We start from the raw sequence: 25,332 nt of genomic DNA on the forward strand, positions 1-25,332 counted from the left end.
TGCACCGTGACGCCGACCCTACGCCACCGTAGGTTGTTACTGGTGGGTAACTGCAAGAATGGACCCATGACTGAAGCACCCGCGTTTCCCGCCCCTGTTGTCCTGTGGTCCCACGACGAATCAGAGCGTGCAGGCAAGCCGCTCCTGGTCCTGTTGCACGGTTACGGCTCCAACGAGGACGACTTGTTCAGCTTGGCCGGATTGCTGCCCGACGGCTTTGTGGTGGCCGCCCTTCGGGCGCCGATGCCTATGGGGCCGGGCTTCACGTGGTTCCCCCTTACGGCGTCCATCGACTATTCGTTGGAAGCTGTAAAGCAGGCAGCCGAGTATGCCCTTGAGTGGCTGGACACAGTCAAAGCCAACCACTCCTCCGTGACGTTGCTGGGCTTCTCCATGGGCATGGCGATGGCCACCACCATGCTCCGCTACCGTCCCGCGGACTTCGCTGCCGTCGTCGGACTTTCAGGCTTTGTGATCGACGCCGGCGCTGACGCCGCCTTCCGGGACGACGAATTGGATGGAACGCTACCGATGTTCTGGGGCCGCGACCAGCAGGATCCAGTCATTACCCAAGACAAGATCGAATACACCATGGGCTGGGTGCGCAAGCACGTTGACCTCACCAAAGTGCTTTACACGGGGATGTGGCACGGCATCAACCAGCAGGAGATCGGACATGTGGGCGAATTCCTCACCCACAAGGTGCTCACCGACTGAGGTTCCGGTGTGTCAGGCGGCGGTGATCCGGACCGTCTGGCCATTGACTGTCACGGTATCGCCAACGTGGAGCTGGCGTCCGCGGCGGTCGTCGATTTCGTTGTTGACCTTGACCAAGCCGTTCTTGATGAGCTCCGTGGCTTCAACGCCGTCCTCCACCAAGTTGGCGAGCTTCAGCAACTGGCCAAGTCGGATCATGTCGTCGCGGATGGGGATCTCTTCAATTTCGGGGTTGCTCATACAGCAATGATGCCTGAAGTAGTGTGGTGACGGTGCCGCAGTCTTCTCCCCGTCCCGCCCTTCCGCTGGTCATTGGCCTTCCCATAGCAGTAGCGACTGGCCTGGTCATCCCGCTTCAAGGGAGGATCAACGGGGCCCTCGGCGCCAAACTGGACGACGGCATTGCCGCGGCTGTGGTGAGCTTCACCACAGGACTGATCCTGATCAGTGCCATCTCACTTGCCACATCCAAGGGCAGGGCAGGGCTCCAGCGCATCATTCCTGCCGTCCGGAACCGCAGCTTTCCCCGGTTCTATGTCATGGCCGGTGCCATCGGGGCGCTGTTCGTCTTTGCCCAGTCGTTCACGGTTGCCCTGTTGGGTGTGGCGTTGTTCACAGTCGCAGCGGTGACCGGCCAGACGTTGAGCGGACTGCTCGTGGACCGAATGGGCATCGGCCCGGGAGGAAAACGTGCCATCACGGGAGTCCGGGTCCTGGGCAGTGTCCTGACGGTGGCCGCCGTCGCCTGGGCAGTTTCCCCGCGGTTCAGCGGCGACACCGACATCGCCTCGCTTGTGTTGCCCGTCCTCCTGCCGCTGGCCGCCGGGTTCTTCATGAGCTTCCAGCAGGCAATGAACGGGACTGCCACAGTTCATTACGGGACGCCCATCGCTGCCACGCTGGTCAACTTCATTGCAGGAGCGCTCATTCTTTGGATCGCGTGGACTATCAAGTTGGCTGTGGCCGGGCCGGGAAATCCGCTTCCCAGCGAGTGGTGGTACTATCTTGGCGGCCCCATGGGCTGCCTGTTCATCGGTCTGGCGGCGCTGCTGGTCCGTAGCCTTGGGGTCCTGATCACCGGTTTGGGCATGATCGCCGGGCAGCTGGTGGGGTCGCTGGTGCTCGACGTCGTGATCCCCAGTCCCGGCGCAGTGGTCGCCTTGCCCACGGTGCTGGGTACGGTCCTGACGCTCGCCGCGATCATCGTGGCCACATTGCCCTGGCCGAAGGGAGCTTTCGCACGAAGAGTCCCTTCCAAAGGCCGGTAGGGTAGGAATCAACAAACTTTCCCCACACCCCGCCCGACAACCCTGTCTGGATTCCGGGGCAAACCACCGCGGACCGCACCCAGCGGCCCTGTAGAACAAATGGAGTTACCCATGGCAGCAAAATCCGTCCTTGACCAGGTCATTTCCCTCTCCAAGCGGAGGGGCTTTGTCTTCCAGGCCGGTGAAATCTATGGTGGCTCCCGTTCTGCATGGGATTACGGTCCCCTCGGCGCTGAACTGAAGGAAAACATCAAGCGCCAGTGGTGGCAGAGCATGGTCCGCGGCCGTGAGGACGTTGTAGGCCTGGATTCCTCCGTCATCCTTCCCCGCCAGGTATGGGAAGCATCCGGCCATGTGGAGGTCTTCTCCGACCCCTTGGTTGAATGCCTTTCCTGCCACAAGCGTTACCGTGCCGACCACCTCGAAGAAGAGTACGAGGAAAAGAAGGGCCGCCCGGCAGAAAACGGCCTGGCGGACATCGCCTGCGCAAACTGCGGCACCCGCGGCCAGTGGACCGAGCCCCAGGAATTCTCCGGCCTGCTCAAGACGTTCCTCGGCCCGGTGGCCAGCGACGAAGGCATGCACTACCTGCGTCCGGAAACCGCCCAGGGCATCTTTGTGAACTTCAACAACGTCCTCACCACCTCGCGGAAGAAGCCGCCGTTCGGCATTGGCCAGATCGGCAAGTCGTTCCGCAACGAAATCACCCCGGGCAACTTCATCTTCCGTACCCGCGAATTCGAGCAGATGGAGATGGAGTTCTTCGTCGAGCCCGGAACCGATGAAGAGTGGCACCAGTACTGGATGAAGGAGCGCATGTCCTGGTACACGGACCTGGGCATCCGTGAAGACAACCTCCGTTTCTTCGAGCACCCGCTGGAGAAGCTCAGCCACTACTCCAAGGGCACCACGGACATCGAGTACCGCTTCGGTTTCCAAGGCTCGGAATGGGGCGAGCTTGAGGGCATCGCCAACCGCACCGACTTCGACCTTTCCACGCATGCCAAGGCTTCCGGCACGGACCTGAGCTACTTCAACCAGGCCACCAACGAGCGCTACACCCCGTACGTGATCGAGCCCGCTGCCGGCCTGACCCGTTCCTTCATGGCCTTCCTCATCGATGCGTACACCGAAGACGAGGCACCCAACGCCAAGGGCGGCGTCGATGTCCGTACAGTGCTGAAGCTGGATCCGCGCCTGGCGCCGGTCAAGGCCGCCGTCCTGCCGCTGAGCCGCAACGAGGACCTGTCCCCGAAGGCCAAGGCGTTGGGCGCCCAGCTGCGCAAGAACTGGAACATCGACTTTGACGACGCCGGCGCCATCGGCCGCCGCTACCGTCGCCAGGACGAGATTGGTACCCCGTTCTGCATCACGGTGGACTTCGACACCCTTGAGGACCAGGCCGTCACCATTCGTGAGCGCGACACCATGAGCCAGGAACGCGTGTCCCTGGACAAGGTTGAGGGCTACCTGGCCGCCCGCCTGATCGGCGCCTAGCCGTGGCTTTGGAGTACCGCGAATGGAAGGAGGGCGACGACCTCGCCCTCTTGGAGATCTGGGGTGGCCCGGAGACCCTTCCTGCTGAGCAGTTCCGCGCAGCCCTTGCGCCATCCAGCAACCAGCCCTGGCGCCGCTGCATCGTGGCCGAGGACGTGGTGGATGGCGTGCGGATTCCCGTTGCCGCGGGCGTGGTCCACGAAGCGTCCTTGCACCCGGAGCGACTCTGGGCGTACATCGAGGTTGCCAAGGACCATCGCCGAGAAGGCGTGGGCGCGACTCTCCTGACCATGCTTCGCCGCGAAGCCGGGAACTCGCCGTCGGGCGTTTCCAAGCTGCGCAGCAAGGTGGAGCCGGATACCGCCGGCGCGGCCTTCGCAGCGGCAGCGGGACTTGCGCCCATTCAGCGTTCGCAGTTGGTGGTGGTGGAACCTGAACCCTTGTCATTGCCGCGCTTTGGCGACGGTTCCGAGGAAGCCGCTTCCGAGCGTGTGGAGGACCTGGCCACGGGTTCGGTGGAGCTGAGCGATGTGGTGGGCAAGTACTACTCGCACGTCCACCATTGGGACAGCCCGGGGGAGCTCAGCATTCCCACGGTGCAGCGCTTGTTCCTGCATGACCTGACCGGTGCCCACGGCGCAATCGTCCTGCGGGCGCCCAAGGCCAGTGCCTTTGGCCAAGGCATTCCGGCGAGCCGCAAGGGTAAAATCCAGGCGTTCGCCATCAGCTACGCCCAGGGCGACTCCGATGAGCCTTCGGATGTCTTCCTTGGACACGACCCCCAGCTCTCCGCCGAGGAGGCAGCTTTCGCAGTGCGGGACCTCTTGGCGCTCATTGCGTACCAACACCCCGTGCTGCTGGAAGTCGATGAGTCCATGAAGGCGCTGCGCGCAGTTCTGGAGCCGCTGCTGGAATCCGGAAAAGCCCACGTGCGGGGTGCGGACACCTTGATCGTTAGCGACTGATTGTATTTTGCGTATCAGGATCCCACTCCGCCCGTGATCCGCGGGCCGCGTGGGATCCTGTGTTTTTAAGCCTGCTGTGGTTTAAGTCCGGCCGTGCGACACCCATGTTCGCCAGGGCCGCCGCAGAGGGCCAGCGCCACCCACATATGGGTGGCCAATGGCGGTCTCGGCGGCTTCACGGAACTTGCGCGTCCTGAGTATGCGGGGGGATTGAGTCCTCGGGGGCACTGACTCGGCAGGTGTCGTGGTCCCGCGTAGGGTTAAGGGCATGAGGTTTTGCTGCTGATGGGCCACTCCCACGGTCATTCTGAAAATTCCGAGCCAACGCCGCAGGCTCTTGCATCGCGGAAGAGAGCCAACTGGATTCTGGCGGCCATACTTGTTCCGCTGGGCGTCCTGACGCTCGTGGCCATGATAATCATGTGGCCCTCAGGCAGCCGGGAAGGGATCTCGTTCTCGAGCCCGTACCAGGCTGCCCCGGGGGTCACGTTCGATACCGGCCGGATTCAAAGCGTGGTGGTGGAAAGCTGCACTCAGACGGGCCAAAGCACCACGGGCCAGCCCAACACCGGCCAGAGTGATACCGGACAAAACAATCAGTCCGGCGGATCCCAATGCACTTTCGCGTTCACCGAGCCGGACAAGGGCGGGGACGTGGTCAAGGTTGTCATTAACCCTGACGTCGCCATGTCCCACGGCGTGGACGTGGGGGACTCCATCCGGTACCTCAACCTTTCCGCGGTTCAAGGTACGAACGCCGGAAATGGTGCTCCTGCCTACGTTTTCGTGGACTTCGTCCGCAGCATCCCCATCGCGCTCCTGGCCGTCCTGTACGCAGCGGTTGTCATCGCTGTGGCCCGTTGGCGAGGCTTCCGGGCACTTCTTGGTTTGGTGGGTGCCTACTTCGTCCTGGTCAGCTTCATCCTGCCGGGTTTGGTGGAGGGCAAGCCGCCACTGCTGCTGGCCCTCGTGGGATCCACGGTGATAATGATCGGGGTCCTGTACTTCGCGCACGGATTCTCGGCGCGGACGTCCACGGCCTTGTTGGGCACAATTTTTGGGCTCAGTATCACTGCCCTGCTGGCAGCGTGGGCTACGGACGCAGCCAATCTGGCCGGAGTGGGAAACCACGACGCCTCCACGCTGGTGAACATGTCACCCCAGATCTCGATCTCAGGAATCATCCTCTGCGGTCTCATCATCTCCGGCCTGGGCGTTCTCAATGACGTGACCATCACGCAGTCCTCCGCGGTGTGGGAACTCTACGAACTCGCCCCCGATACCAGTGCCCGCAAGCTGTTCTCATCAGCCATGCGAATTGGTCGGGACCATATCGCTTCCACGGTCTACACCATCGCCTTTGCCTACGCAGGGGCCGCGCTTCCAATCCTCATCATCGTGATGCTCTATGACCGCCCTCTGGATGAAGCGCTGACCAGTGCGGAGCTTTCCGAGGAAGTCATTCGTACCCTGGTAGGCTCCATCGGCCTTGTCCTCGCCATCCCTGTCACTACGCTGATTGCCGTCCTGGTGGTCAAGGCCACCGGCATGAAGCGTCTCGCGGCAGCGGGCGGGCCTGCTGTAACTGCGGATGAGCTCCACGACACCGGTTCCTTGGCAGCAGCAGCCGCCGTCGTGGGTTCCGGTGCGCACGACAAGCACGACGCCGGTAGGCGCGTTGACGATTCCGGCAAGCCATCGCGGCCAGGCAGTCGCCGCGCCCAGCGGGAAGCTGAGCGGCGCGGAGGGTCTAGAGGCGGAGCCAGCTAACGTTGGTTTCGCCGGGCTGTCCGCCGATTTGCCTCACTTTGCAACAATGGATAGGTGACTGTAGTAGCGACGCCCCCAGCACCAAAGCTCGAGCTCCCGCCTTTGAAGCTTGGTGGGATCACCGTGGACACCCCGGTAATCCTTGCCCCCATGGCGGGCATCACCAACTCTGCCTTCCGCAGGCTCTGCCGTGAATACGGTGGCGGCATGTACGTGGCTGAGATGGTGACCTCGCGTGCCTTGGTGGAGCGCACGCCGGAGTCGTTGCGCATCATCTCGCATGATGAGGACGAGAAAGTCCGTTCTGTGCAGCTCTACGGTGTTGATCCCGTGACGGTAGGCGCCGCGGTGCGGATGCTCGTGGAAGAAGACCGTGCGGATCACATCGACCTTAACTTCGGCTGCCCGGTGCCCAAGGTCACCCGTCGTGGCGGAGGCTCGGCCCTGCCCTGGAAGATCGATCTGTTCACATCGATCGTCCAGACCGCGGTCAAGGAAGCGTCCAAGGGCGATATTCCACTGACCATCAAGATGCGGAAAGGCATCGACGAGGACCACCTGACGTACCTCGACGCCGGTCGCATCGCCCGCGACGCCGGAGTGGCCGCTGTTGCCCTCCACGGCCGGACCGCAGCCCAGTTCTATTCCGGCCAGGCCGACTGGTCCGCCATTGCCAGGCTTCGTGAGGCGCTCCCTGACATTCCGGTGTTGGGTAACGGTGACATCTGGTCAGCTGAGGACGCTGTCCGCATGGTGCGGGAGACCGGCGTTGACGGCGTGGTGGTGGGCCGTGGCTGCCAAGGCAGGCCGTGGCTGTTCGGTGATCTGCAGGCGGCCTTCGAAGGCAGCGACCAGCGGCATCGTCCGGGCCTCCGCGAAGTTGCTGAAGGCGTCTATCGTCACGCTGAGCTCATGGTGGAAACGTTCGGGAACGATGAATATAAAGCGCTCCGCGAGATCCGCAAGCACATGGCCTGGTACTTCAAGGGCTACGTCGTGGGCGGCGAGCTCCGGGCCAAGCTGGCAACCGTACCCACCCTTGAGGTGCTGCGCGAATACCTTGATGAACTGGACATGGACTCGCCTTACCCGGGAGTCGATTCCGAAGGCCCCCGCGGCCGCGCCGGCTCGCCCAAGAAGCCTGCTTTGCCCAAGGATTGGCTGGTGAGCCGTCAGCTGAACGCTGAACAGAGCGCGGATATCTCAGCCGCGGAGCTGGACGTTTCGGGCGGCTAGCCTCACACGTGTAAGACTGACTCAAGAAGCTCCACACCCCGGCGCTTGAAGGAGGCAGATACCCATGGGAACCGAAGCGATAATTGGCCAGGACGGGACGGCTCACGACTTTGTGCTGGCCATCCCCGGTTACGCCGAGGCAGATTCCGCGCGGTGGGTCGAAGAGCCGCGCAAGAGCAACTATCGCTCGGATTTTGAACGGGACCGCGCAAGGGTCCTGCACTCCTCCGCGTTACGCAGGCTCGGTGCCAAAACCCAGGTAGTTGCCCCGGACACGGACGACTTTGTCCGCACCCGGCTCACACACAGCCTTGAGGTAGCCCAGGTGGGCCGCGAACTGGGCCGCTCCCTCGGCTGCGATCCGGACGTAGTGGACACTGCGTGCCTGAGCCACGATCTTGGGCATCCACCCTTCGGCCACAACGGTGAGTCCGCCCTGAACGAAGTAGCCCACACCATTGGTGGTTTCGAGGGCAACGCCCAGACCCTGCGGCTGCTGACGCGCCTCGAACCCAAGGTACTCGCCGAGGACGGCAGGCCGGCAGGACTTAACCTGACCCGCGCCAGCTTGGATGCTGCGTCCAAATACCCGTGGTCCGCCGTCGACGCCCCCGTTATCCATGGCCACCGCACCAGTAAATTCGGCGCGTACGAAGACGATCTTCCGGTGTTCGAATGGCTCCGGGAAGGCGCCCCGGGCAACCGTTCGTGCATCGAAGCCCAGGTGATGGACCTTGCCGACGACATCTCGTACTCGGTCCACGACGTCGAGGATGCGATCGTCGCCGGCCATTTCCAGCTCAAATGGATGGAAAACCCGGACCACCGGGCACGCGTAGTGGGCTACACCAAGCAGTGGTACCTGCCGCACAACGACCCCGCCGAAATTGATGCTGCCCTGGCCCGGCTGGAGGCGACCAAGGTCTGGGTCCGCGAAGCTGATGGCAGCCGAAAATCCATGGCTGCCTTGAAGGACATGACCAGCCAGCTGATCGGCCGGTTCTGCCAAAGCGCCATGGAAACAACGCGTGCCCACTTCGGACCAGCTAATCTGACCCGCTACGACGCGGAACTCATGGTCCCCGAGGACACCGTCACGGAAATTGCGGTCCTCAAGGGATTGGCCACCACCTTCGTGATTTCCACCGATCACCGTCAGCCGGTGTACGAGCGCCAACGTGAAGTGCTGCATGCACTGGTAGGTGTTTTGAACGCCACTGGCGACCGTCACCTGGAGCCGATGTTCGCCGCGGACTGGCGTGACGCCGTCGACGACGGTGCGCGGCTGCGCGTAGTGATCGACCAAGTGGCGTCGCTGACGGACGTGTCTGCGCTGGCCATGTATGAGCGTCTCGTGGGCAGCCTTCCGTCACTCTGGTAACCCTTCCTGCATTCCGTTAACGGCGGGGACTCTTGGGGCAAGCGACTAGGATGGTCACGTGGCTGGCCTGATCAAACGTGAAGATATCGACGAAGTACGCCAGCGCACGGATATCAAGGAAGTCGTTGACGGTTACGTCACCCTCAAGGGCGCCGGGCTGGGTAGTTTCAAGGGATTGTGCCCCTTCCACGACGAACGCTCGCCCTCCTTCACTGTCCGCCCGCAGGTCGGCAGGTACCACTGCTTCGGCTGCGGCGAGGACGGCGACGCCATCTCTTTCGTCCAAAAAATGGACCACAGTTCCTTCCACGAGGCCGTTGAGAAACTTGCCGCCAGAATCGGCTACGAGCTGCGCTACGAGGACGGCGGCACCGGCCCCAGCCGCGAGGAAGTGGGCAAACGCCAGCGCTTGCTGGATGCCCACAAGATCGCAGATGAGTTCTTCCGCGCCCAGCTTCTGACCCCCGGGGCGGCTGAGGGGCGCAACTTCCTGGATGGCCGCGGGTTTGACCGTGCTGCCGCCGAACATTTCGGCGTCGGATACGCCCCCCAGGGCTGGGACGCCCTGCTGAAGCATCTGCGCGGCCGGGGGTTCACGGACGCTGAGTTGAAGCTCACAGGCATGTTCTCGGAAGGAAACCGCGGAATTTACGATCGCTTCCGCGGCAGGCTGATCTGGCCCATCCGGGACATTGCGGGCGACACCATCGGCTTCGGTGCACGCAAACTCTTTGAAGACGACCAAGGTCCAAAATACCTGAACACCCCTGAGACCACGCTCTATAAGAAGTCCCAGGTCCTCTACGGGATCGACATCGCCAAGCGGAACATCGCCAAGGAACGGCAACTGGTAGTGGTCGAGGGATATACCGACGTTATGGCCTGCCACCTCGCAGGAGTCACGACGGCGGTGGCCACCTGCGGTACTGCTTTCGGTACCGAGCACATCAAGGTTGCCCGTCGCCTGCTTTCGGATGATGGCAGCGGGGGAGAGGTCATTTTCACCTTCGACGGCGACGCCGCAGGACAAAAGGCAGCTCTCCGGGCTTTCGAGGAAGACCAGCGCTTTACCGCCCAGACTTACGTCGCGGTGGAGCCCTCCGGCGCTGACCCCTGTGATCTTCGCCAACTCAAGGGCGACGCCGCGGTGCGCGAACTCATCAGCACCCGTAAGCCGCTCTTCGAGTTCGCCATCCGGGCAACTCTCCGACGGCACAACCTGGACACTGTGGAAGGCCGTGTAGCTGCCCTGCGCGAAGCTGCCCCAGTGGTGGCGCAGATCAGGGATTCCGCCACCAGGCCTGGCTACACGCGCAACCTGGCCGGCTGGTTGGGTATGCCCATTGAGGAAGTCAGCGGCTACGTCGGGGCAGCTGCCAAGCGGGCGGCTTCCGGCGGCAGCGCCGCCGGCACTGCAGGCCCCGCAGGACAGTCGACGACGGCGGCAGCACCGCCGTCGAACGGCCCGGTCTTCCAACGGCCTGATCCCAGGGACCCCATTGCCGGTATGGAACGCCAAGCGCTTGAGGTTGTCCTTCAGGAGCCAGGAGTGCTGGGCGGGGGAGCCTGGGAACGCTTCGAGGCCTCACGCTTCACCACGCCCGCTTATTCGGCCGTTCACACTGCCATGCGCGCTGCGGGCCTCGCCCACTCGGATGACCCCGTGGCTTGGGTGGAACAGGTCCGCCAGGAAGTCCCTGAGCCGCTACGGCCTTTGGTGTCGGAGCTGGCAGTGACGCCCTTGCCAGCGAGTACGCCCGAGGCCATGCAACGGTACTGTCGCGACATTTTGGCCCGCCTCTTCGAACTGCAGATCACCCGGATCAAAGCGGACAAGATGGGGCAGCTGCAGCGCCTGGATGCGGGAGCCAACCCGGAGGAATTCCAACGTCTGAACCGGGAGCTGATGCAGCTAGAAATGGAGCGCAGGGCACTGCGCTCCGATGGTTGAAAGCGCCGATTTCGTTTTCCGGCGGGCCCCTGTTAAGCTAGTAACCGCTTCATTCCTCCGTAGCTCAATTGGCAGAGCATTCGACTGTTAATCGAAGGGTTACTGGTTCAAGTCCAGTCGGAGGAGCGCACAATACCCCCGCTCCGATCCTTCGGAGCGGGGGTATTTTTATACCCCCTGGGGGTATGCGTGGCCGATTTCGCATTCCGGTAGAACCTTTGCTAAAGTCATAAACGCTTCATTCCTCCGTAGCTCAATTGGCAGAGCATTCGACTGTTAATCGAAGGGTTACTGGTTCAAGTCCAGTCGGAGGAGCATAAGGACCCCGTACCGGCTTCGCTGCTGGTGCGGGGTCCGTCTTTTATCAGACGAAATCCATCTCCACTTGCAGAAAGCGGGCTGCCTCGGCCACTGCGGCCAGGAACGAATCCTGCTCAGTAGGGGGTGTCCTGGGCTCGCGGGGATGCCACTCGTGGGGCGCAGAGTAGACGCGGGTAAAGCCACCATCTGGTGGGGCATAAAAGATACCGAAGCGCTGGACCGGCCATTCAGGAGAGGTCTCAGGTGCGACCAGGAGTGCGGCGTCCGTTTCGGGGTTGTACCACTGGGCAATGGGGCGGCGACGGTCCTCTGTAAAGAGCCCGGCGGCGTAGAGGGCGGCCGACTGGGGACTGGTCACCGAGCACAGCCTGTCCCACCACAGCGGCAGGATGCGTTCATCCCGACGCTGCCACGGTGCCGGTAGCGGCTGCGGCTCTTGCCAATGTGGCACATCTCAACTTTATCGCCCGGGCGCGGACCGGAAAAGGGTAAGACCTACCGGGACAGGCCCAGCCTCGGATAAAGAACCTCGAAACCTTTCGTGAGTCCCGCATTCAGCGCCAGGCCCACGTGACCGCCGTTGGGCACCTCGTAGTACGTCACCGCCATCCCCGCGTCCCGGGCGGCTGCGGAGACTGCCTTGGCCGCCGCCACGTACGTAGTATCGTCCGAACCTACGGTGAAAACTGCCGTGGTGTTGGGGAACTGCTTCCCCTTCATGATGTTGATGGGCTTCTGGGCGTCATATGCGGCTTGGCTGCCGCCGAAGATGCTTGCGAGGTTGTCGGCCGGATCCTCTGCGCCGGGGAATTCTTCGCCGGAGATGTCCACTACGTTGCCCCATATCTCCGGGTATTTGACCGCGAAGGAGATGGCACATTGGCCGCCGTTGGAGTACCCGGCAATGGCCCAGTGCTCGCGGTCGGGGAGGATGTTCAAATTGGCTTTGGCCCAGTTCACCACGTCCTCGTTGATGTACTTCTCCACATTGCCGTACTTGGCGGTGTCAAGGCAGAGGGTGTCATTCTGGTCCGGGCCGATCTGGTCTGCGACGATCGCGATAGGTGCCAGACCGTTGTTCTTGGCCGCGAACCCGTCCAGGGCGGCGGAAACGTATTGCGGATCCGGGAGCCCCGGCTGGCCCATCATGAGGACGAACAAGGGCAGCTTGGGCGGATCGGCGGTCAGGGCGGCAGGGGGCAAATAGATGCCCGCGGGTCTGGCATCGAAACCGGAGGCGGTGGCTGGAATGACCTGGGTGCCCGCTTCGCCCTTCGCGTGCAGATTGGCAGGGGCCTTCCAGCTTTGCCACAGGGGACCCACCGGAATGGAGGCGTCCGGGTCCGGTTTGGCCAGTTGGATGGCATCCTCCGTGGAGATTCCCAATGCCGAGCCCAACGTCTTGTTCAGTCCGAATTCCGTGTTGATACCAAGGGCAGCGACCACCACGAACACTGGAATGGACACTGCAGCCACCGCTTTCCGCCACCGCGGGCTGTGGCGGAAGCTGACCGCGGCCAGACCCAGGGCGGCGAAGCAGGAAATCGCCCAGAACCACACCCGCGGTGTCAGCCCTACGTGGAAGACGTCCATCACGTCTTCCACGATCCACACCGTCAACCATCCCACCAGGGCTGCGACCATGACGGCCGTGATCGCGGTGAGTGCCCAGCGCGCTGACGGTCTGAGGAACAGCAACAGGAAGAACCCGACGGCGATCACCCCGGCAACGGTCATGACCAGGGGGCCGCTGATCTCGAGCTTCAGGACGTCGTTCATGGCTGGGAGACCCGGTCCGGCGTCATGCGGCGGGCTCCTTGGCTACCATCTGCCGCAACAACCCGGCGCTTTGCGCGGGGGAGAGCCCGGGCAGGTAGGCGGAACCCACAGCGATACCGATGGACGGCAAGGCCAACGGATCCTGGTAGTACATGTACAAGGTCCGGTGCTCAGGCTGGAACCGGGACTTGAAGGCTGCCAACGACTTGAAGCCGTACATGGGCTCCAGTGCGTTCCCGAGAAGCGCAAGGACGCGGTCCAGGGTGCTGTGGTCCACGGTGCTGTGATCTCCCACGCCGGCATGGGCTCCAGTATTGGCGAGCGGAGAGCCGGACAACGAGATTTGGGGCACTTCCTCCTTGAAATGGGTTACAGCAGAAGCGATCAGGAACTCCATGACCCCCTTGAAGCCTGTGGTGCGGCGGCGCATGAAGTCCAGCGTCCACCCCGAGATGACACCGTCCCTGAAGACGGGAAGCCAGCTGGTGACTCCATGGACCAGGCCGTCATCATCCACGGCCACACAGCAGAGCACCTCGGGGTCTTTTAGTTCGTTCAGGCCACCCAAGGTGAAACCCATCTCAGGAAGTGCTTTGTCAGCCACCCACTCTTCGGAGATCTCTGCTAGCTGTGCTCTGATTCCCGGCGGCATTGCGGGGTAGCTGTACCAGTGATCCTTGATGGAGAGCTTGTCTGCTCGGTTCAGGGCCGTGCGGACGTTCTGCCATTCCTTCCCCTTGAACGTCATGGCCTGGACGTTGAGGAGAGTCTCTTCCGCCACTTCCAGCTTCCTGAAGCCATGGGGGAGCAGCGCAGCATCGAGCTCTGCCGTGGCTGAGTAGAAGCACGGAATCAGCCCAAGGCTGGAGCAGTGCTTCACGAAACCCGTGGCTGCCTCAGCATGGAGTTCGTCCGCGCCGAAGGGCCCCGCAACTGTGAGGGCCACGCCGTTGTGGACCTGATACGCAACACCGGCCTTCCGGTCCGGAGTAAACCAGTACTGGTTGTTGTCCCATAGGACCATCCAGGACAGTGTTCCGCCGCCATCATGCAACAGTTCCCTGGCGTGGCCCAGGTCTGCTGCCGGATCAGTGGCGAGCATCCGGAACCGACGGAAGTTATTCAGGACAAGTACCAGGATGCAGAGCCAAATGATGTCCCCGCCCAGTCCGTATACCACCGTGCTTAGCAAGCCTTGCGGGAGTGCCACCACAAACGGGACAGGGAAGGGAACCAGAATGTGTGTCAGCTGCCCGGCAAGATCCAACAGCGTGGAGCGGCCCGGGTTGCCTTCAATGAACCAGAACACGACGTAGAAGATCACTGCAGCAACGGCGAGGAGGAGCGAAGTTCGGCCAAGGACCCGATATCCGGCGTCGCTCGACTCGACCCGGAACTTATGCCGGTTTACCAGCAGCAGCGCCCCGATGATGACAGGGGCGAGGACCGCGGGGACCGCGTATAGGAGGAGGTACGCGAAGTCGTCGTCGCCTACGGTGACGTCCGGATCTGTCACGTACTGGACGATGGACAGGACGGTCACGGCAGCCAGGTACAGCTGGATGATGAGCGTCAGCCGGTACGCGAGCCGGCGGCCACGCCGGAGCCCTTCGGCGCAGACGAGCAGCAGGAGAACCGGAATCAGTGTAAGGATCGCCGCTCCGAAGCTCTGGACTCCGACGATGCTCTGCAAGGTGACACAGTTGTTGTCGTTGTTGCACGCTTCCTGCACCTCATCGGCGTTGGGACTGGCCTGGAGCATGACCTCGGATACGACGGACAGGGGCCCGATTTCCCACGTTCCGGTTAGTTGCGTGAGTAAAGGTCCGACGGCGAAGACGCCCACCACGGTGCCCACCAGGAAACGCGTCTCTCGGAGGCTTGAGGAGTGGAGTGATCCTGCCCGGTGGCGCAGCACCAGCGCCTGGATGATCCAACCGGCCAGGATGCCGATCACGGCTCCGGCAAGTGCTTGCAAGGTTTGGGCGACCCCTACGAAGAGGGCAAACATCAGCGTGGCGGCCAGCAGCCATGTCCTCAGGCGGCGACGCCACAGTGCCTCGAGCGCCGCCGTCGAGCATCCCAAAGCAGCGGCGGCGCCACCATAGGCACCTACAACGTATTCGCCGCCCAGGAAACTGAGCCATTGGTCGCTGGCATCCGTTCCGAAGGTTACGAGTGCTACAAGCACAAGGGCGCTGAGGGCTGAACCGGCTACGAAGGCAGCCAAAGCAAACCAGGGGCCCATAACGCGTTCGGCGATGCCCACACCCACTAGGATCGCGGCGGTACAGGCCAGGTAGTCCAGCAAGGAAGAGGCGAAGAATGCTGACGTGAAGATCGACCACCACGGTCCGGGCTCCACGGCCAGGCCGATTCCCACTTGATCCAACAAGACTTGGCCGGGGCCGTTGACGAGGCTACCGGAGACGGCACCCAGCACCCAGAAGAGCACTACGAGAACCAGCGTCAGTGGCAACCTCCGCACGGTTGCCAGCCCGCGCATGTTGCCCCGAAATCCAACAGCCGTGCTCATGTGATGTCCCCTTCACCGGTTGCAGCACCGGTAACCCCGGCTGGCCACCATTCTGCCCTGCAGCAGGCGGTTAGGGGAGGGTTTGGTAACTCTCGACGGCGGCGGGTCGCCGGTGGCAGTTAGCCTAGTCCCGCTTCCAAGGGCCGGGGTTCACGCGGTACAGCACAGCCGCGCCGATCACGGCACCCAGGATGGCGCCAAACAGCGCACTGCCGGCGGCGCGACCGAGAAGGGCACCGGCGACGGCGCCGAGCAAAGCACCGAGGAACAAGCCCCTGCCGTTGCGGTGCGGTTTATTAGTCATGGTCACAGCCTAAGGGGCTGCTGCTAGTGGATGGAGGGAACAGAGCGGGGCCGGACGACCAGCCATAGCGCGGCGATCGCGCCGGTGATGCAGGCGGCCATGACGGCACCCATGGGGACGGCGGAACTGACGCCCAACCAACCGACGACAGGCGGGACAACTCCGGCCATCATGAACTGGGACGCGCCCAGCAGGGATGCAGCAGTGCCTGCTTGTGCTCCGTGATTGGCCAAGGACAGGACCTGAACGCACGGGAACATGAAGCCAGTGGCGCAAATGTAGAACCACAACGGAATGAGGATTCCCCACAGCCCCACTTGGAACAGGTCAAGCACCACGATCAGCAGAGCGGTGAACAGCATGAAGACCGTGGCTCCCGCCACGATCCACTGTGGTGCCACTCGCCGGATCAGGCGTGAGCTGATCTGCACACCTGCCACGATGCCCAGGGAGTTGATGCCAAAGAGGAGGCCGTATTCCTGCGGCGAAAAGCCGTAGACGTTCTGGAAGAGGAACGTAGAAGCCGAGAGGTAGGCAAAAAGCCCACCGAAGTTGAGGCTTCCCACGAGCACCATGCCTACGAAAATCCTGTCTGTCAGGACGGTCTTGTAGCGTTGCCTCACTGTGACGGTGGACTTTCCGCGCTGGGCTGCCGGAAGTGTCTCCCGAATGAAGAAGATGGAGGCAAGGATCACCAGCAGGCCATAACCGGCCAGGAAGTAGAAGATGCCCGGCCAAGGGAACGCCAGCAGCAGTTGGGATCCGATGACCGGTGCCAGGATCGGTGCCAGGCCGTTGACCAGTGACATCCTTGAAAACATCCGGACCATGGAGTAGCCGTGAAAGAGGTCCCGGACCATGGCCATGGCCACCACCCCACCTCCGGCAGCACCGATTCCCATGAGCACGCGGAAGAGGGAGAGCATCCCGATGTCCGTGGCCAGCGCTGCGCCGAGCGAGGAGCCGATGTGCACAGCGGTGGCAAGAATCAAAGGCAGCCGACGCCCCACCTTGTCACTGAAGGGCCCCACGAGTAACTGGCCGAGCCCGAAGCCAACCGTTGTCCCGGTCAGCGTAAGTTGGATTGCTGCTGCCGAGACATCAAAGCTCTCTTCCAAGGCGGGGAACGCCGGAAGATACAGGTCGATGGTGAAAGGACCCAGGGCAGTCAGTGCGCCCAGCAGGAGAATGTAGACAAGTTTTTCGCGTCGGCTCAGAGAATCACCCGGAGCAATGGGAGAGGTCACGATCATCAATCCTATGGCCTGGATCATATTTATTGGACGCATGACAGGCGCGCCACGGCGTGATCCCGAAAGTTCAGCAGGAACCTGAATGATAGCTTTGAGGACAGGTGTCCGCGACGATAGTTTTCCGCCGCGTTCGCCCTACACGATGCCCAGAGGAAGCAGTTAGGCGGAACCCATGAGTGGACGTCACACCGGCCGGCCCAGTCAAGGACCAGCCATTCGTACTTTGCCGAAGACCCTCAAGCTCGTAGCAAGGCTGGCTCCGAGGCAACTCAACGACGAAATCGCCCTGGCGAAGGTAGAACTCAAGCGTAAGGCCACGCAAGTTGGCATCGCTGGTGCCTTCTTCGGAGTGGCGCTCGTCTTCCTGGCGCTTCTGGTGATTGCGCTGGTTGTCGCGGCGATCCTTGGTTTGGCCACCATCATGCCCGGCTGGCTCGCGGCACTGATTGTTGCCGCCTTCTTTCTGGTGATTGTGGCAATCGCATCCCTGATCGGCATAGCCAAATTCAAGAAGGCCATGCCCTTGGTCCCCGAAGACACCATCCGCGGGATCAAGCACGATCTCGGAATAGCCAAGGAAGGTTCCGACTTCGACGAGTCGATCCTGGATCCCGATTCGCCTGCTGCCAAGGCTGCCAAGGCTGAAAAGGAAGCAGCCGCAGAGAAGGCCAAGGCAGAAAAAGCTGCAAAGGAAGCCGCCAAGGAAGCAGACGCCGTCAAGGCGCCCACTGAAGCCGAGCTTCGCTCCCGGTTGAAGCGGCGCCGTGAACACCTGACCGGCGTCCGCGACGAGCTCGGCGAACAGCTGGACGTCAAGAAGCAGGGCCAGGCCTTGCTGGAGAGCGCCAACGGAAAGTTCCAAGAGGGCAAGGAGTTCGCTGCCGTGAAGTTTACCGAGCTCGGAGACTCTGTACCCGATAGTCTCACCGAACGGTTCGCCGCCCGGTGGAAGGACCTCGCGGCGTTCGCCACTGCTGCGGTGGTCTTCGTTTTTGCGCTGCGGAAGCTGCTGAAGAAGTAGCAGCGGCCAGCGGCACCAAACACTGAAGACGAGGAAGGGGGACAGGATGAGATTGATCGGAGCTGGGTCGCACCCCGACCGGCCGCAGGTTGATCATGACGTCATCGTCACTGTCCCCAACATCCTCACGGTCCTTCGCTTCATGGGTGTGCCGCTGTTTGTCTGGCTCGTGTTGTCGGAGCAGGAGTACGGCTTCGCGGTGCTGGTGCTGGTGATCATGGGCAGCACCGACTGGGTAGATGGCTACATCGCCAGACGCTTCGACCAGACGTCCAGACTTGGGCGCATACTGGATCCGATGGCCGACCGGGCCGCCCTCCTGGCCGTCGCGTTCACGCTGGCGATTGCCGGCGTCGTGCAGTGGTGGTACCTGGCCGCGCTGCTGGTGCCTGACGCCGTCCTGGCCATCGCATCTTTGATTTATTTCCGCAGCCACCCGGACCTACCGGTGAGCATCATCGGAAAAATCCGCACAGCGCTGCTGCTGGTCGGCACGCCATTGCTTGTCCTGTCCAAGCTGCCCATTGCTTTCACGGAGGTCTACTTCGTGGCTGCATGGACGTTCCTGGGCTTCGGCCTGATCGGCCACTGGATTGCGGCCTACAACTATTTTTGGGCCATCTTGCGTAAGGGTAAAGAATTGAAAACCGACGACGGCGGACGAGGCTGATGGTCTGGCTGGCGGTTTTTCTCGCGGTAGTTGGTGCCTTCTTCCTCGCCATCGGCGCCCAGCGGCAAGGCAGCGCGGTGAAAGCCGACACCGGTGGCTTGGCACTCAGCTCCAATGGTTTCCTGCGGCTCCTGCGTAACCCCCGCTGGATGCTCGGACTTTTGTTCCTTGTCCTGGGAATGGTGCTGAACGCAATCGCCCTGGTGTCCGCACCCCTCACAGTGGTGCAGCCCATCGGTGCCATCGCCCTGGTCATCACCACAGTAGTTAACGCCAAGGACCAGGGCCTGAGCATCAACCGCGCCACCGTGGTGGCCATCAGCGCCTGTGTTACGGGTTCAGCGCTCTTTGTGCTGCTGGCGGTCAACGTCACCCAGGAGAACCATCACGTAAATAGTGACGACGAGCTGACTATTGTCCTCCTTCTGGCTCTTGCCGTGGGTATTTTTGGCCCCTTGGCCGTGATGTTCAAACACCGGATGAGTGCCTTTATTTACATCCTGGGGGCCGGTGTCCTGTTCGGCTTTGTTGCCGTCCTCACCCGCATCATCGGCAAGCACTTGCTCGACCCCAACGGCCTCTTCCTGCTCAACGTTCAGTGGTACACCCTCATTGCCATAGTGGCCGCCGGGGGACTGGGCTCCTGGTTCGTCCAGAGTGCGTACTCAGGGGGACCGCCGGACCTGGTCATCGCAGGCCTGACGGTTATCGATCCGATGGTGGGCATCGCAATTGGCATCATAATCCTTGGTGAACTTCGTCCCGATGTCCACGCCGTGATGGCCATCGCCATGGCCACGGCCGCTACGCTTGCTATCGTGGGGGTTATTGCCCTGAGCCGGCACCATCCGGAAGTCACCAAACGCAAGAAGGACGCGAAGGCGGCTGCCAACCGGAAGGCTTAGGTCAGAGCTACACCTTGCGCCACCGCTATTGCGGGCGGCAAACCGGCGACACCGCAGCATTGCCACAAGCAACGCTGTCCGCACCGTGACCATCAGGAGTTCTCCACGTGACCATTCCCGACACCAACAAGCCCCTCACTATTCTGATCGCCGCGGATACCTACCCGCCGCACGTCAACGGTGCCGCCCAGTTCGGCTACCGCCTGGCCAAGGGGATGACCGCACGTGGGCACAACGTGCACGTGTTGGCCTGCCGGCCGGATACGGGCAAGAGTTACACCGAGTTCCGCGATGAAGCCACCGTTCACCGGCTCCGCTCCCATGGCGTCTTCACCCACGAGTATTTCCGGATCTGCTTCCCGTGGGAAATCAAGAAGGAAATCAGCCTTCTTTTCGACAAGGTCCAGCCGGATGTCGTCCATATACAGAGCCACTACATGATCGGCGAGCACGTCCTCTATGAGGCTGTTAAGCGCGGAATCCGGATTGTGGCGACCAACCACTTCATGCCCGAGAACCTCAACCCGTTCCTTCCGTTCCCACAGTGGTTCAAGGACATCGTTGGCCGGATTTCCTGGAAGGATATGGGCAAAGTCATGGGCCAGGCGGATGTTGTCACCACGCCCACGCCGCTCGCCGCCAAGGCGATGCATCAGCACGCCTTCCTGCATAAGGTCCTGCCCCTTTCCAACGGCATCGACTCCTCGGCCTACGAGCTCCAGCCCGGCGAGTTCATCGAGCCGCACGCCAACCCCACCGTCCTGTTCGTGGGCCGCCTGGCCGAAGAGAAGCACATCAACGTGCTGATCGACGCCGTGGCCAAGACCCCGCGCGAACTGAACGTGAACCTGGAAATCGTGGGTGGTGGCGAGGTCCGGCCAGCCCTTGAAGCCCAGGTCGCGAAACTTGGGCTGGGGGACCGGGTAAGGTTCCTCGGGCTGGCGAGCGACGACGACCTCCGTGAGGCGTACATCAAAGCCGATATCTTCTGCATGCCCGGTACGGCCGAGCTTCAGTCACTGGTGACATTGGAGGCCATGTCTGCTTCCACTCCTGTGCTGCTGGCCAACGCCATGGCGCTTCCGCACCTTGTTCGTGACGGGGAGAACGGCTATCTCTTCACCCCCAACGACGCCAATGAGCTCTCTGCAAAGATTACCCGGCTGGTGGAGCTGCCCAAGGACGAACTTGAGGCCATGGGCAAGCTGAGCCGCGAGATGGTGGAACCGCACAGCATCAACGGCACCCTCCAGACATTCGAGGACCTCTACAGGGGCGCATGCTACGAGGACATGGTGGTGTGACAAAAGCACTCCCCGGCACCTATTAGAATTGCTGGAGTGCTTTGCCCGGTATAGCTGTTTTCAGCGGCCGGACCGGGCATCAAGGGGCTATAGCTCAGCTGGTTAGAGCGCGGGACTCATAATCCTAAGGTCCTCGGTTCAAGTCCGAGTAGCCCTACAGTTCACACGGGAGCCGTGGGCGACGTTCATTCTCGTCGCCCACGGCTCTTTGGCTGGCCGTTTAACTCATAGCCGCAGCCAATTCGGAGCGTATACGGGCTTCCTCCCCGCTTCCCGTGGTCGGTAACCGCAGAAGGCGGATCTTATGCGCGCGGCAGATGGCATCTTTGAGCTCGTCCCGGACTTGTTGCGCGGGATTGTTTTCGTGGAAAGCGAAACCGTCAACTTCAATCGCCAGAACCGGCATGTTGGTGACGCGGTTGTAGACCACGAAGTCCAGGCTTGCCCGGTTCTGGACAAAGGAAGCCTGTTGGGAGGTGAGTGTCGCACGATCGCGAAGCAGATTTCTCAGCAGGACCTGTGGCGCCACAGCTAAGTCGGAAAACGGCGCGTCCTCAAGGACCTCCGATAGGAGAGTCCAAATAATATTCTCCGATGTGTACGTGGAGCCATTCCGGAGTCTGGCGGCCAAGGGGCGCAGCAGTGCTGAGTATTCTCTGTACAGGAGGTCGAAGACTGACACGACGTTGCTGTCGAAAACACTCTCCTCCGGATTTCGGTAGCGAATGAAGTGCACCAGATCTCGAAGGTGTCGACTTCTTGGCAGCATCTCATTGTTGGTCACAAGTACGAACCGCTTCACTGCACGGGAGACGGCGACATTTACGAGGTGCGGGTCATCGACGAAGTTGACGCCTTGGTGTCCGCTGTTTGTCTCGTCCAGGACTGTGCTCATGATGATCACGTCCTTCTGCCGTCCTTGGAATTTATGGACTGTATCGGCGTGGATGCTATTGAGCAGGGCGTCGGCAACTTTATCCACTTGCCGTCGATACGGTGTCACCACGCCGATCTGCTCGTTGCTGATCCCTGAGCAGAATCGCCCGAGGACCTCCTTGGCAATGACGTCCGCCTCACGCTGATTGGTTCGGCCTCCGCTGTTGTGCTGCCGCATGTGGTTCCCCTCGGCGGTCCGGACAACCACCAACGGCTGACCGCCCGACCCGCTGGAGGTGTAGGGGACCAGCCTCCCGCCGTAGAACTTCCTGTTACAAAAGTCGATGATCGCTGGATCGCAGCGGTAATGTTCCCGAAGCATGGTGCGGGGAAGGTCATCGCCGAACCGTTCGATGATTGAGGACAGAATATTGTGCTTCTTGTAGTCCACGCTGGCGGACGGGGCCTTCGTGGAGTTCCTTGATGCTCCTTCATCGGCGATGTGCTGCAGTTGCTGAAGGTCGCCGACCACAATGATGTTCCGGGCGCGCGAGAGTGCCAGGCCAGCGGCGAGCAGATCAACTTGGGAGGCCTCGTCGATGATCAGGTAGTCGAGGAGCTGTCCTGTAGGAACACTTCGTCGCAGGGAGTGGCACGTGCTCAGAATCACCGGGTAGTCAGCGGTAAAGTCCGCGAAGTTTGTCCTGTACGTGGCTTCTACGTGGATCCGCCTGCGCATGCGGGCGTAGCGGCGATGGAGAGATGTTTCGAGCGTCTGCCTGGAAGCCCGCCGATGCTCCTTCTCAAGACGTCTGTAGTCCTCATTTGCCAGCAGCCACTCCGCTTGATCGATGAGCTTTTCAAGCTCCTTGATCTTGTTGTCGTAGTAGGCGCCCTGCAGTCGCAGAACGACGTCAGTGTCGTGAGGATCGACTCGTCCGAGTTCTCCATATCGGAGGCGAAGCCTCAGGCGGCGGAATAGTTTTCGGAGCGGTCCCGCTTCGACGGGCATGAATGCGGTGTCGGCCAGGAATTCAAGGATCCGAGCGGACGGAGCACGCAATAGCGGGGCGCCTTCCAGCGCGGGCAACTCACGAGTGTCTGCCTGGAGCAGGAAATGACGCCTCTCGAGTTGGTAGGCGTCGAGCTCTTGCTTCCACATGGCCAGTTGTCTTGCGGTCCCTTGCAGGGTCTGCAGGCGACTGTCGAGTTCGGCCACATATTCTGCCGGGGGTGCCTCGGCGGGTGGCATGCCGACGAATTGATCGACGGCGGCGTTCCTGGCTTCCTGCCTGCCGAAGAATTCGGTGATTTTCTCCTTCCGACCGAGGTCGGCCACGATGTGTCCGTAGCCTTCCTCGACAAGTTTGTCCCGGACATTTTCCACGGCGGCGTTGTTGAAAGACACGATCCCAACCTTTTGGCCTGGAACAGTGACGATGTTGGCCACAAGGTTCAGTATGGTTTGGGTCTTGCCCGTGCCGGGTGGACCGTCGATCACCGAAATTCGATTGCTGAGTCCTTTCAGGAGAGCCTCGCGTTGACTGATGTTTGACGAGAAAGGCAGTATCGGATGCCGTTGAATCTCTTCCGGGGAATTTAAGGGTTGGCGCTGGAGCAGGACTTCCAGGGCGCTTCCTGTTGGGACGCGCCTGAAATCCTCGTACTGCCGGCGTAGCGGATCGTCCTCCCTAAGCTTCGAGGCGACCTCACGCCAGTAATCCAACACGACCTGGGCATTTATTTCTTCCTCGGACGGCTGGGAAATTGTTATCTCGGTGTCACGACAGGTTTCATATCCGGGTCCTGCGTCACCCGTGTGAAAAACACGCAACCATGTCCCGTGAGGCGAGTCGAAACGGAGGACCTCGGTGACGGCCTCAAGCACCTTGGCGCGCACGGTTACCGTGTCCCGCGGTCTTAGGAGTATGGGCGCTGGATTCTGGAGAACAACGACCTTGTCGGCCGAGTATTTGTATGTCTTTCCGGAACTGAAGGTGATATGCGTGAAAGCACCGGCAGCACGGTACTCCGTCACGTCCGGAGTCTTGTCATCAAGGCCATTCTGGTGACGACTGCGGACCAGAATCGCCTCGTAACGTGGATTGATCACTGTAAGTCCCCCAAATTCTTGTGCAGCGTTGCACTAACGACGTTACAGAACTGTCCGCTGCCACCAGATGCTTCGGGAGCCGAAAGGACACCTCAAGCGTTGCGGGGAACCAAGAAATTGAGGTATGTTACTGATCAGTAACTTACTACTCGCCGGTAACTTCTCTGCCCTGCCACTTCAGCCCGTGGGTTCAGCGCAGTTGGCCCGGACCTGACGTGGTCGCAGGTGACCACCCTTGAAGGAGCGAATATGTCCAACGCTGCATTCGACGCCACCACCCTTCCGTATGCCGATGGTGACTTCTACGCCTTTGAGCAGATGCTGACGGGAAAAGAGCAGGACCGACTGGCGGAGGTCCGTGAATTTCTCGCCCGCGAGGTCAAGCCCATCGCGGTGGATTGCTGGAACCGCGGCGAGTTCCCGATGGACCTTATTCCCAAGCTCGGCGAACTGGACCTTGTCAGTCCTGTCCGCCGCCAGGGGTACTCAAACCTGTTTGCAGGCATGCTCCATGCTGAAGTGACCCGCGCGGACGCTTCGATTGCCACCTTTATGGGCGTCCACGACGGACTCTTCACAGGCTCCATCGAGGCCCTCGCGTCGCAGGAGCAGAAGGATGCCTGGCTGCCGGATATCTATTCACTGAAGAAGATCGGCGCCTTCGGGCTGACCGAACCCTTGGGTGGCTCGGATGTCGCAGGCGGAACGCGCACGACCGCCCGGCGCGATGGTGACAACTGGATCCTCAACGGCGCCAAGCGCTGGATTGGCAACGCCACCTTCTCCGATTGGGTGGTCATCTACGCCAAGGACATGGCAGACAACCAGGTCAAGGCATTCCTGGTGGACACTTCGTTGCCCGGCTACTCGGCCACCAAGATTGAAAACAAAATCTCCCTGCGTACCGTGCAGAATGCGGACATTATTCTTGACAATGTGGTGGTGCCGGACTTCTTCAAGCTCGCCAACGGCAACAGCTTCCGCGACACAAACAAGGTCTTGAAAGTAACGCGCCTGGCCGTCGCGTGGCAGGCCGTGGGGCTGCAAATGGCCGCCTTCGATGTCGCCCGCAGTTACGCCGTGGAGCGCCAGCAGTTCGGACGCCCACTGGCCGCGTTCCAGTTGGTGCAAAACCAACTGGTTCAAATCCTCGGAAACACCGTGGCCTCAATGGGCATGATGGTCCGTCTGGCCCAACTCGAAGACGCCGGTGTGGCCAAGGATGAGCAGTCAGCTTTGGCAAAGGCCTTCACTACGGCACGTATGCGCGAAAGCGTTGCCCTGGGACGCAGCATCCTGGGTGGAAACGGCATCGTCACGGACTACGGCATGGCCAAGATCTTCTCGGATGCCGAGGCCATCTACTCTTACGAGGGCACGCATGAGATCAACACCCTGGTGACCGGCCGGGCCATCACGGGCGTTTCGGCCATCGTGTAGAACGCCCGCTGGCGTGGGGGAGACG

Annotated in this window: 20 protein-coding genes and 3 tRNA genes; 16 read left to right on the forward strand and 7 right to left on the reverse strand. The window is 61.6% G+C overall.

The features are described 5' to 3' along the window. Positions 1-66 precede the first annotated feature (66 nt). Positions 67-717, forward strand: coding sequence for an alpha/beta fold hydrolase (locus RIF72_RS03620; RefSeq protein ID WP_309073504.1), 651 nt, complete (start codon positions 67-69; stop codon positions 715-717). A 12-nt stretch (positions 718-729) separates the two neighbouring features. Here the strand turns inward: RIF72_RS03620 and RIF72_RS03625 are convergent, their stop codons facing one another. Then, entirely contained in the window at positions 730-957 is a 228-nt protein-coding gene (locus RIF72_RS03625) for an RNA-binding S4 domain-containing protein (RefSeq protein ID WP_062067368.1), read from the reverse strand. A 23-nt stretch (positions 958-980) separates the two neighbouring features. Between RIF72_RS03625 and RIF72_RS03630 the strand changes: the two genes are divergently transcribed. The 9 genes from RIF72_RS03630 (at position 981) to RIF72_RS03670 (ending at position 11,100) form a co-directional block, all read left to right on the forward strand. After that, positions 981-1,985, forward strand: coding sequence for a DMT family transporter (locus RIF72_RS03630; protein WP_309073505.1), 1,005 nt, complete (start codon positions 981-983; stop codon positions 1,983-1,985). A gap of 111 nt (positions 1,986-2,096) precedes the next feature. Beyond that, a complete protein-coding gene (locus tag RIF72_RS03635; RefSeq protein WP_309073506.1) occupies positions 2,097-3,482 on the forward strand; it encodes a glycine--tRNA ligase in 1,386 nt (461 codons plus the stop codon). Positions 3,483-3,484: 2 nt separating this feature from the next. After that, a complete protein-coding gene (locus RIF72_RS03640) occupies positions 3,485-4,447 on the forward strand; it encodes a GNAT family N-acetyltransferase (protein WP_309073507.1) in 963 nt (320 codons plus the stop codon). Between the two features lie 285 nt (positions 4,448-4,732). Further along, complete coding sequence (locus tag RIF72_RS03645; protein WP_309073508.1) at positions 4,733-6,217, forward strand: YibE/F family protein; 1,485 nt, start codon at positions 4,733-4,735, stop codon at positions 6,215-6,217. 54 nt (positions 6,218-6,271) lie between these two features. Then, positions 6,272-7,453 carry a tRNA dihydrouridine synthase DusB gene (dusB, locus tag RIF72_RS03650; protein WP_309073509.1) on the forward strand — a complete coding sequence of 394 codons (1,182 nt, stop codon included), beginning with the start codon at positions 6,272-6,274 and terminating at the stop codon, positions 7,451-7,453. Positions 7,454-7,517: 64 nt separating this feature from the next. After that, positions 7,518-8,834 carry a deoxyguanosinetriphosphate triphosphohydrolase gene (locus RIF72_RS03655; RefSeq protein WP_309073510.1) on the forward strand — a complete coding sequence of 439 codons (1,317 nt, stop codon included), beginning with the start codon at positions 7,518-7,520 and terminating at the stop codon, positions 8,832-8,834. A gap of 58 nt (positions 8,835-8,892) precedes the next feature. Next, on the forward strand, positions 8,893-10,785 hold the full coding sequence (gene dnaG, locus RIF72_RS03660; protein ID WP_309073511.1) for a DNA primase: 1,893 nt from the start codon (positions 8,893-8,895) through the stop codon (positions 10,783-10,785). Positions 10,786-10,838: 53 nt separating this feature from the next. Further along, positions 10,839-10,911: transfer RNA gene (locus tag RIF72_RS03665), tRNA-Asn, on the forward strand. A 116-nt stretch (positions 10,912-11,027) separates the two neighbouring features. Further along, a tRNA-Asn gene (locus RIF72_RS03670) sits at positions 11,028-11,100 on the forward strand. Between the two features lie 49 nt (positions 11,101-11,149). Here the strand turns inward: RIF72_RS03670 and RIF72_RS03675 are convergent. From RIF72_RS03675 to RIF72_RS03695, 5 genes are all read right to left on the reverse strand, one after another. Continuing rightward, positions 11,150-11,557, reverse strand: a complete 408-nt coding sequence (locus RIF72_RS03675) for a hypothetical protein (RefSeq protein ID WP_309073512.1) — start codon at positions 11,555-11,557, stop codon at positions 11,150-11,152. A 44-nt stretch (positions 11,558-11,601) separates the two neighbouring features. Continuing rightward, positions 11,602-12,885 carry an alpha/beta hydrolase-fold protein gene (locus RIF72_RS03680; protein WP_309073513.1) on the reverse strand — a complete coding sequence of 428 codons (1,284 nt, stop codon included), beginning with the start codon at positions 12,883-12,885 and terminating at the stop codon, positions 11,602-11,604. Between the two features lie 22 nt (positions 12,886-12,907). Beyond that, the gene (locus RIF72_RS03685) at positions 12,908-15,421 is read right to left on the reverse strand and encodes a DUF2156 domain-containing protein (RefSeq protein ID WP_309073514.1); all 2,514 of its coding nucleotides are present in this window, start codon (positions 15,419-15,421) and stop codon (positions 12,908-12,910) included. Positions 15,422-15,545: 124 nt separating this feature from the next. Then, positions 15,546-15,725 (reverse strand): glycine zipper domain-containing protein, encoded by a 180-nt coding sequence (locus RIF72_RS03690; RefSeq protein ID WP_017199401.1) that lies wholly within the window; start codon positions 15,723-15,725, stop codon positions 15,546-15,548. A 23-nt stretch (positions 15,726-15,748) separates the two neighbouring features. Beyond that, on the reverse strand, positions 15,749-16,978 hold the full coding sequence (locus tag RIF72_RS03695) for a multidrug effflux MFS transporter (RefSeq protein ID WP_309073515.1): 1,230 nt from the start codon (positions 16,976-16,978) through the stop codon (positions 15,749-15,751). Positions 16,979-17,150: 172 nt separating this feature from the next. Here RIF72_RS03695 and RIF72_RS03700 point away from each other — a divergent pair, with 172 nt between their 5' ends. The 5 genes from RIF72_RS03700 (at position 17,151) to RIF72_RS03720 (ending at position 21,035) form a co-directional block, all read left to right on the forward strand. Beyond that, entirely contained in the window at positions 17,151-17,999 is an 849-nt protein-coding gene (locus RIF72_RS03700; protein ID WP_309073516.1) for a phage holin family protein, read from the forward strand. A 46-nt stretch (positions 18,000-18,045) separates the two neighbouring features. After that, positions 18,046-18,669: a CDP-alcohol phosphatidyltransferase family protein gene (locus RIF72_RS03705; protein ID WP_309073517.1), complete on the forward strand. Its 624-nt coding sequence runs from the start codon at positions 18,046-18,048 to the stop codon at positions 18,667-18,669. Continuing rightward, positions 18,669-19,574, forward strand: a complete 906-nt coding sequence (locus RIF72_RS03710) for a DMT family transporter (protein ID WP_309073518.1) — start codon at positions 18,669-18,671, stop codon at positions 19,572-19,574. The genes RIF72_RS03705 and RIF72_RS03710 overlap by 1 nt, the downstream gene beginning before the upstream one ends. Before the next feature lie 107 nt (positions 19,575-19,681). After that, positions 19,682-20,878, forward strand: a complete 1,197-nt coding sequence (locus RIF72_RS03715; protein WP_309073519.1) for a glycosyltransferase — start codon at positions 19,682-19,684, stop codon at positions 20,876-20,878. A gap of 83 nt (positions 20,879-20,961) precedes the next feature. After that, positions 20,962-21,035: transfer RNA gene (locus tag RIF72_RS03720), tRNA-Ile, on the forward strand. Positions 21,036-21,098: 63 nt separating this feature from the next. Here RIF72_RS03720 and RIF72_RS03725 read toward each other — a convergent pair. Continuing rightward, positions 21,099-23,867, reverse strand: coding sequence for an AAA domain-containing protein (locus tag RIF72_RS03725; RefSeq protein ID WP_309073520.1), 2,769 nt, complete (start codon positions 23,865-23,867; stop codon positions 21,099-21,101). A gap of 249 nt (positions 23,868-24,116) precedes the next feature. On the opposite strand from RIF72_RS03725, the gene RIF72_RS03730 reads away from it, so the two are divergent. Next, positions 24,117-25,307: an acyl-CoA dehydrogenase family protein gene (locus RIF72_RS03730; RefSeq protein ID WP_309073521.1), complete on the forward strand. Its 1,191-nt coding sequence runs from the start codon at positions 24,117-24,119 to the stop codon at positions 25,305-25,307. The last annotated feature ends 25 nt before the right edge of the window (positions 25,308-25,332 follow it).

This window comes from Paenarthrobacter sp. (genome assembly GCF_031180005.1).
Taxonomy (GTDB): Bacteria; Actinomycetota; Actinomycetes; order Actinomycetales; family Micrococcaceae; genus Arthrobacter.

Bases quoted from the DNA above. Each gene is read 5' to 3' on its own strand.
- RIF72_RS03620 (WP_309073504.1), top strand. From the start codon at position 67: ATGACTGAAGCACCCGCGTTTCCCGCCCCTGTTGTCCTGTGGTCCCAC.
- RIF72_RS03625 (WP_062067368.1), bottom strand. From the start codon at position 957: ATGAGCAACCCCGAAATTGAAGAGATCCCCATCCGCGACGACATGATC.
- RIF72_RS03635 (WP_309073506.1), top strand. From the start codon at position 2,097: ATGGCAGCAAAATCCGTCCTTGACCAGGTCATTTCCCTCTCCAAGCGG.
- RIF72_RS03645 (WP_309073508.1), top strand. From the start codon at position 4,733: ATGGGCCACTCCCACGGTCATTCTGAAAATTCCGAGCCAACGCCGCAG.
- RIF72_RS03655 (WP_309073510.1), top strand. From the start codon at position 7,518: ATGGGAACCGAAGCGATAATTGGCCAGGACGGGACGGCTCACGACTTT.
- RIF72_RS03680 (WP_309073513.1), bottom strand. From the start codon at position 12,885: ATGAACGACGTCCTGAAGCTCGAGATCAGCGGCCCCCTGGTCATGACC.
- RIF72_RS03685 (WP_309073514.1), bottom strand. From the start codon at position 15,421: ATGAGCACGGCTGTTGGATTTCGGGGCAACATGCGCGGGCTGGCAACC.
- RIF72_RS03690 (WP_017199401.1), bottom strand. From the start codon at position 15,725: ATGACTAATAAACCGCACCGCAACGGCAGGGGCTTGTTCCTCGGTGCT.
- RIF72_RS03695 (WP_309073515.1), bottom strand. From the start codon at position 16,978: ATGATCGTGACCTCTCCCATTGCTCCGGGTGATTCTCTGAGCCGACGC.
- RIF72_RS03700 (WP_309073516.1), top strand. From the start codon at position 17,151: ATGAGTGGACGTCACACCGGCCGGCCCAGTCAAGGACCAGCCATTCGT.
- RIF72_RS03705 (WP_309073517.1), top strand. From the start codon at position 18,046: ATGAGATTGATCGGAGCTGGGTCGCACCCCGACCGGCCGCAGGTTGAT.
- RIF72_RS03710 (WP_309073518.1), top strand. From the start codon at position 18,669: ATGGTCTGGCTGGCGGTTTTTCTCGCGGTAGTTGGTGCCTTCTTCCTC.
- RIF72_RS03730 (WP_309073521.1), top strand. From the start codon at position 24,117: ATGTCCAACGCTGCATTCGACGCCACCACCCTTCCGTATGCCGATGGT.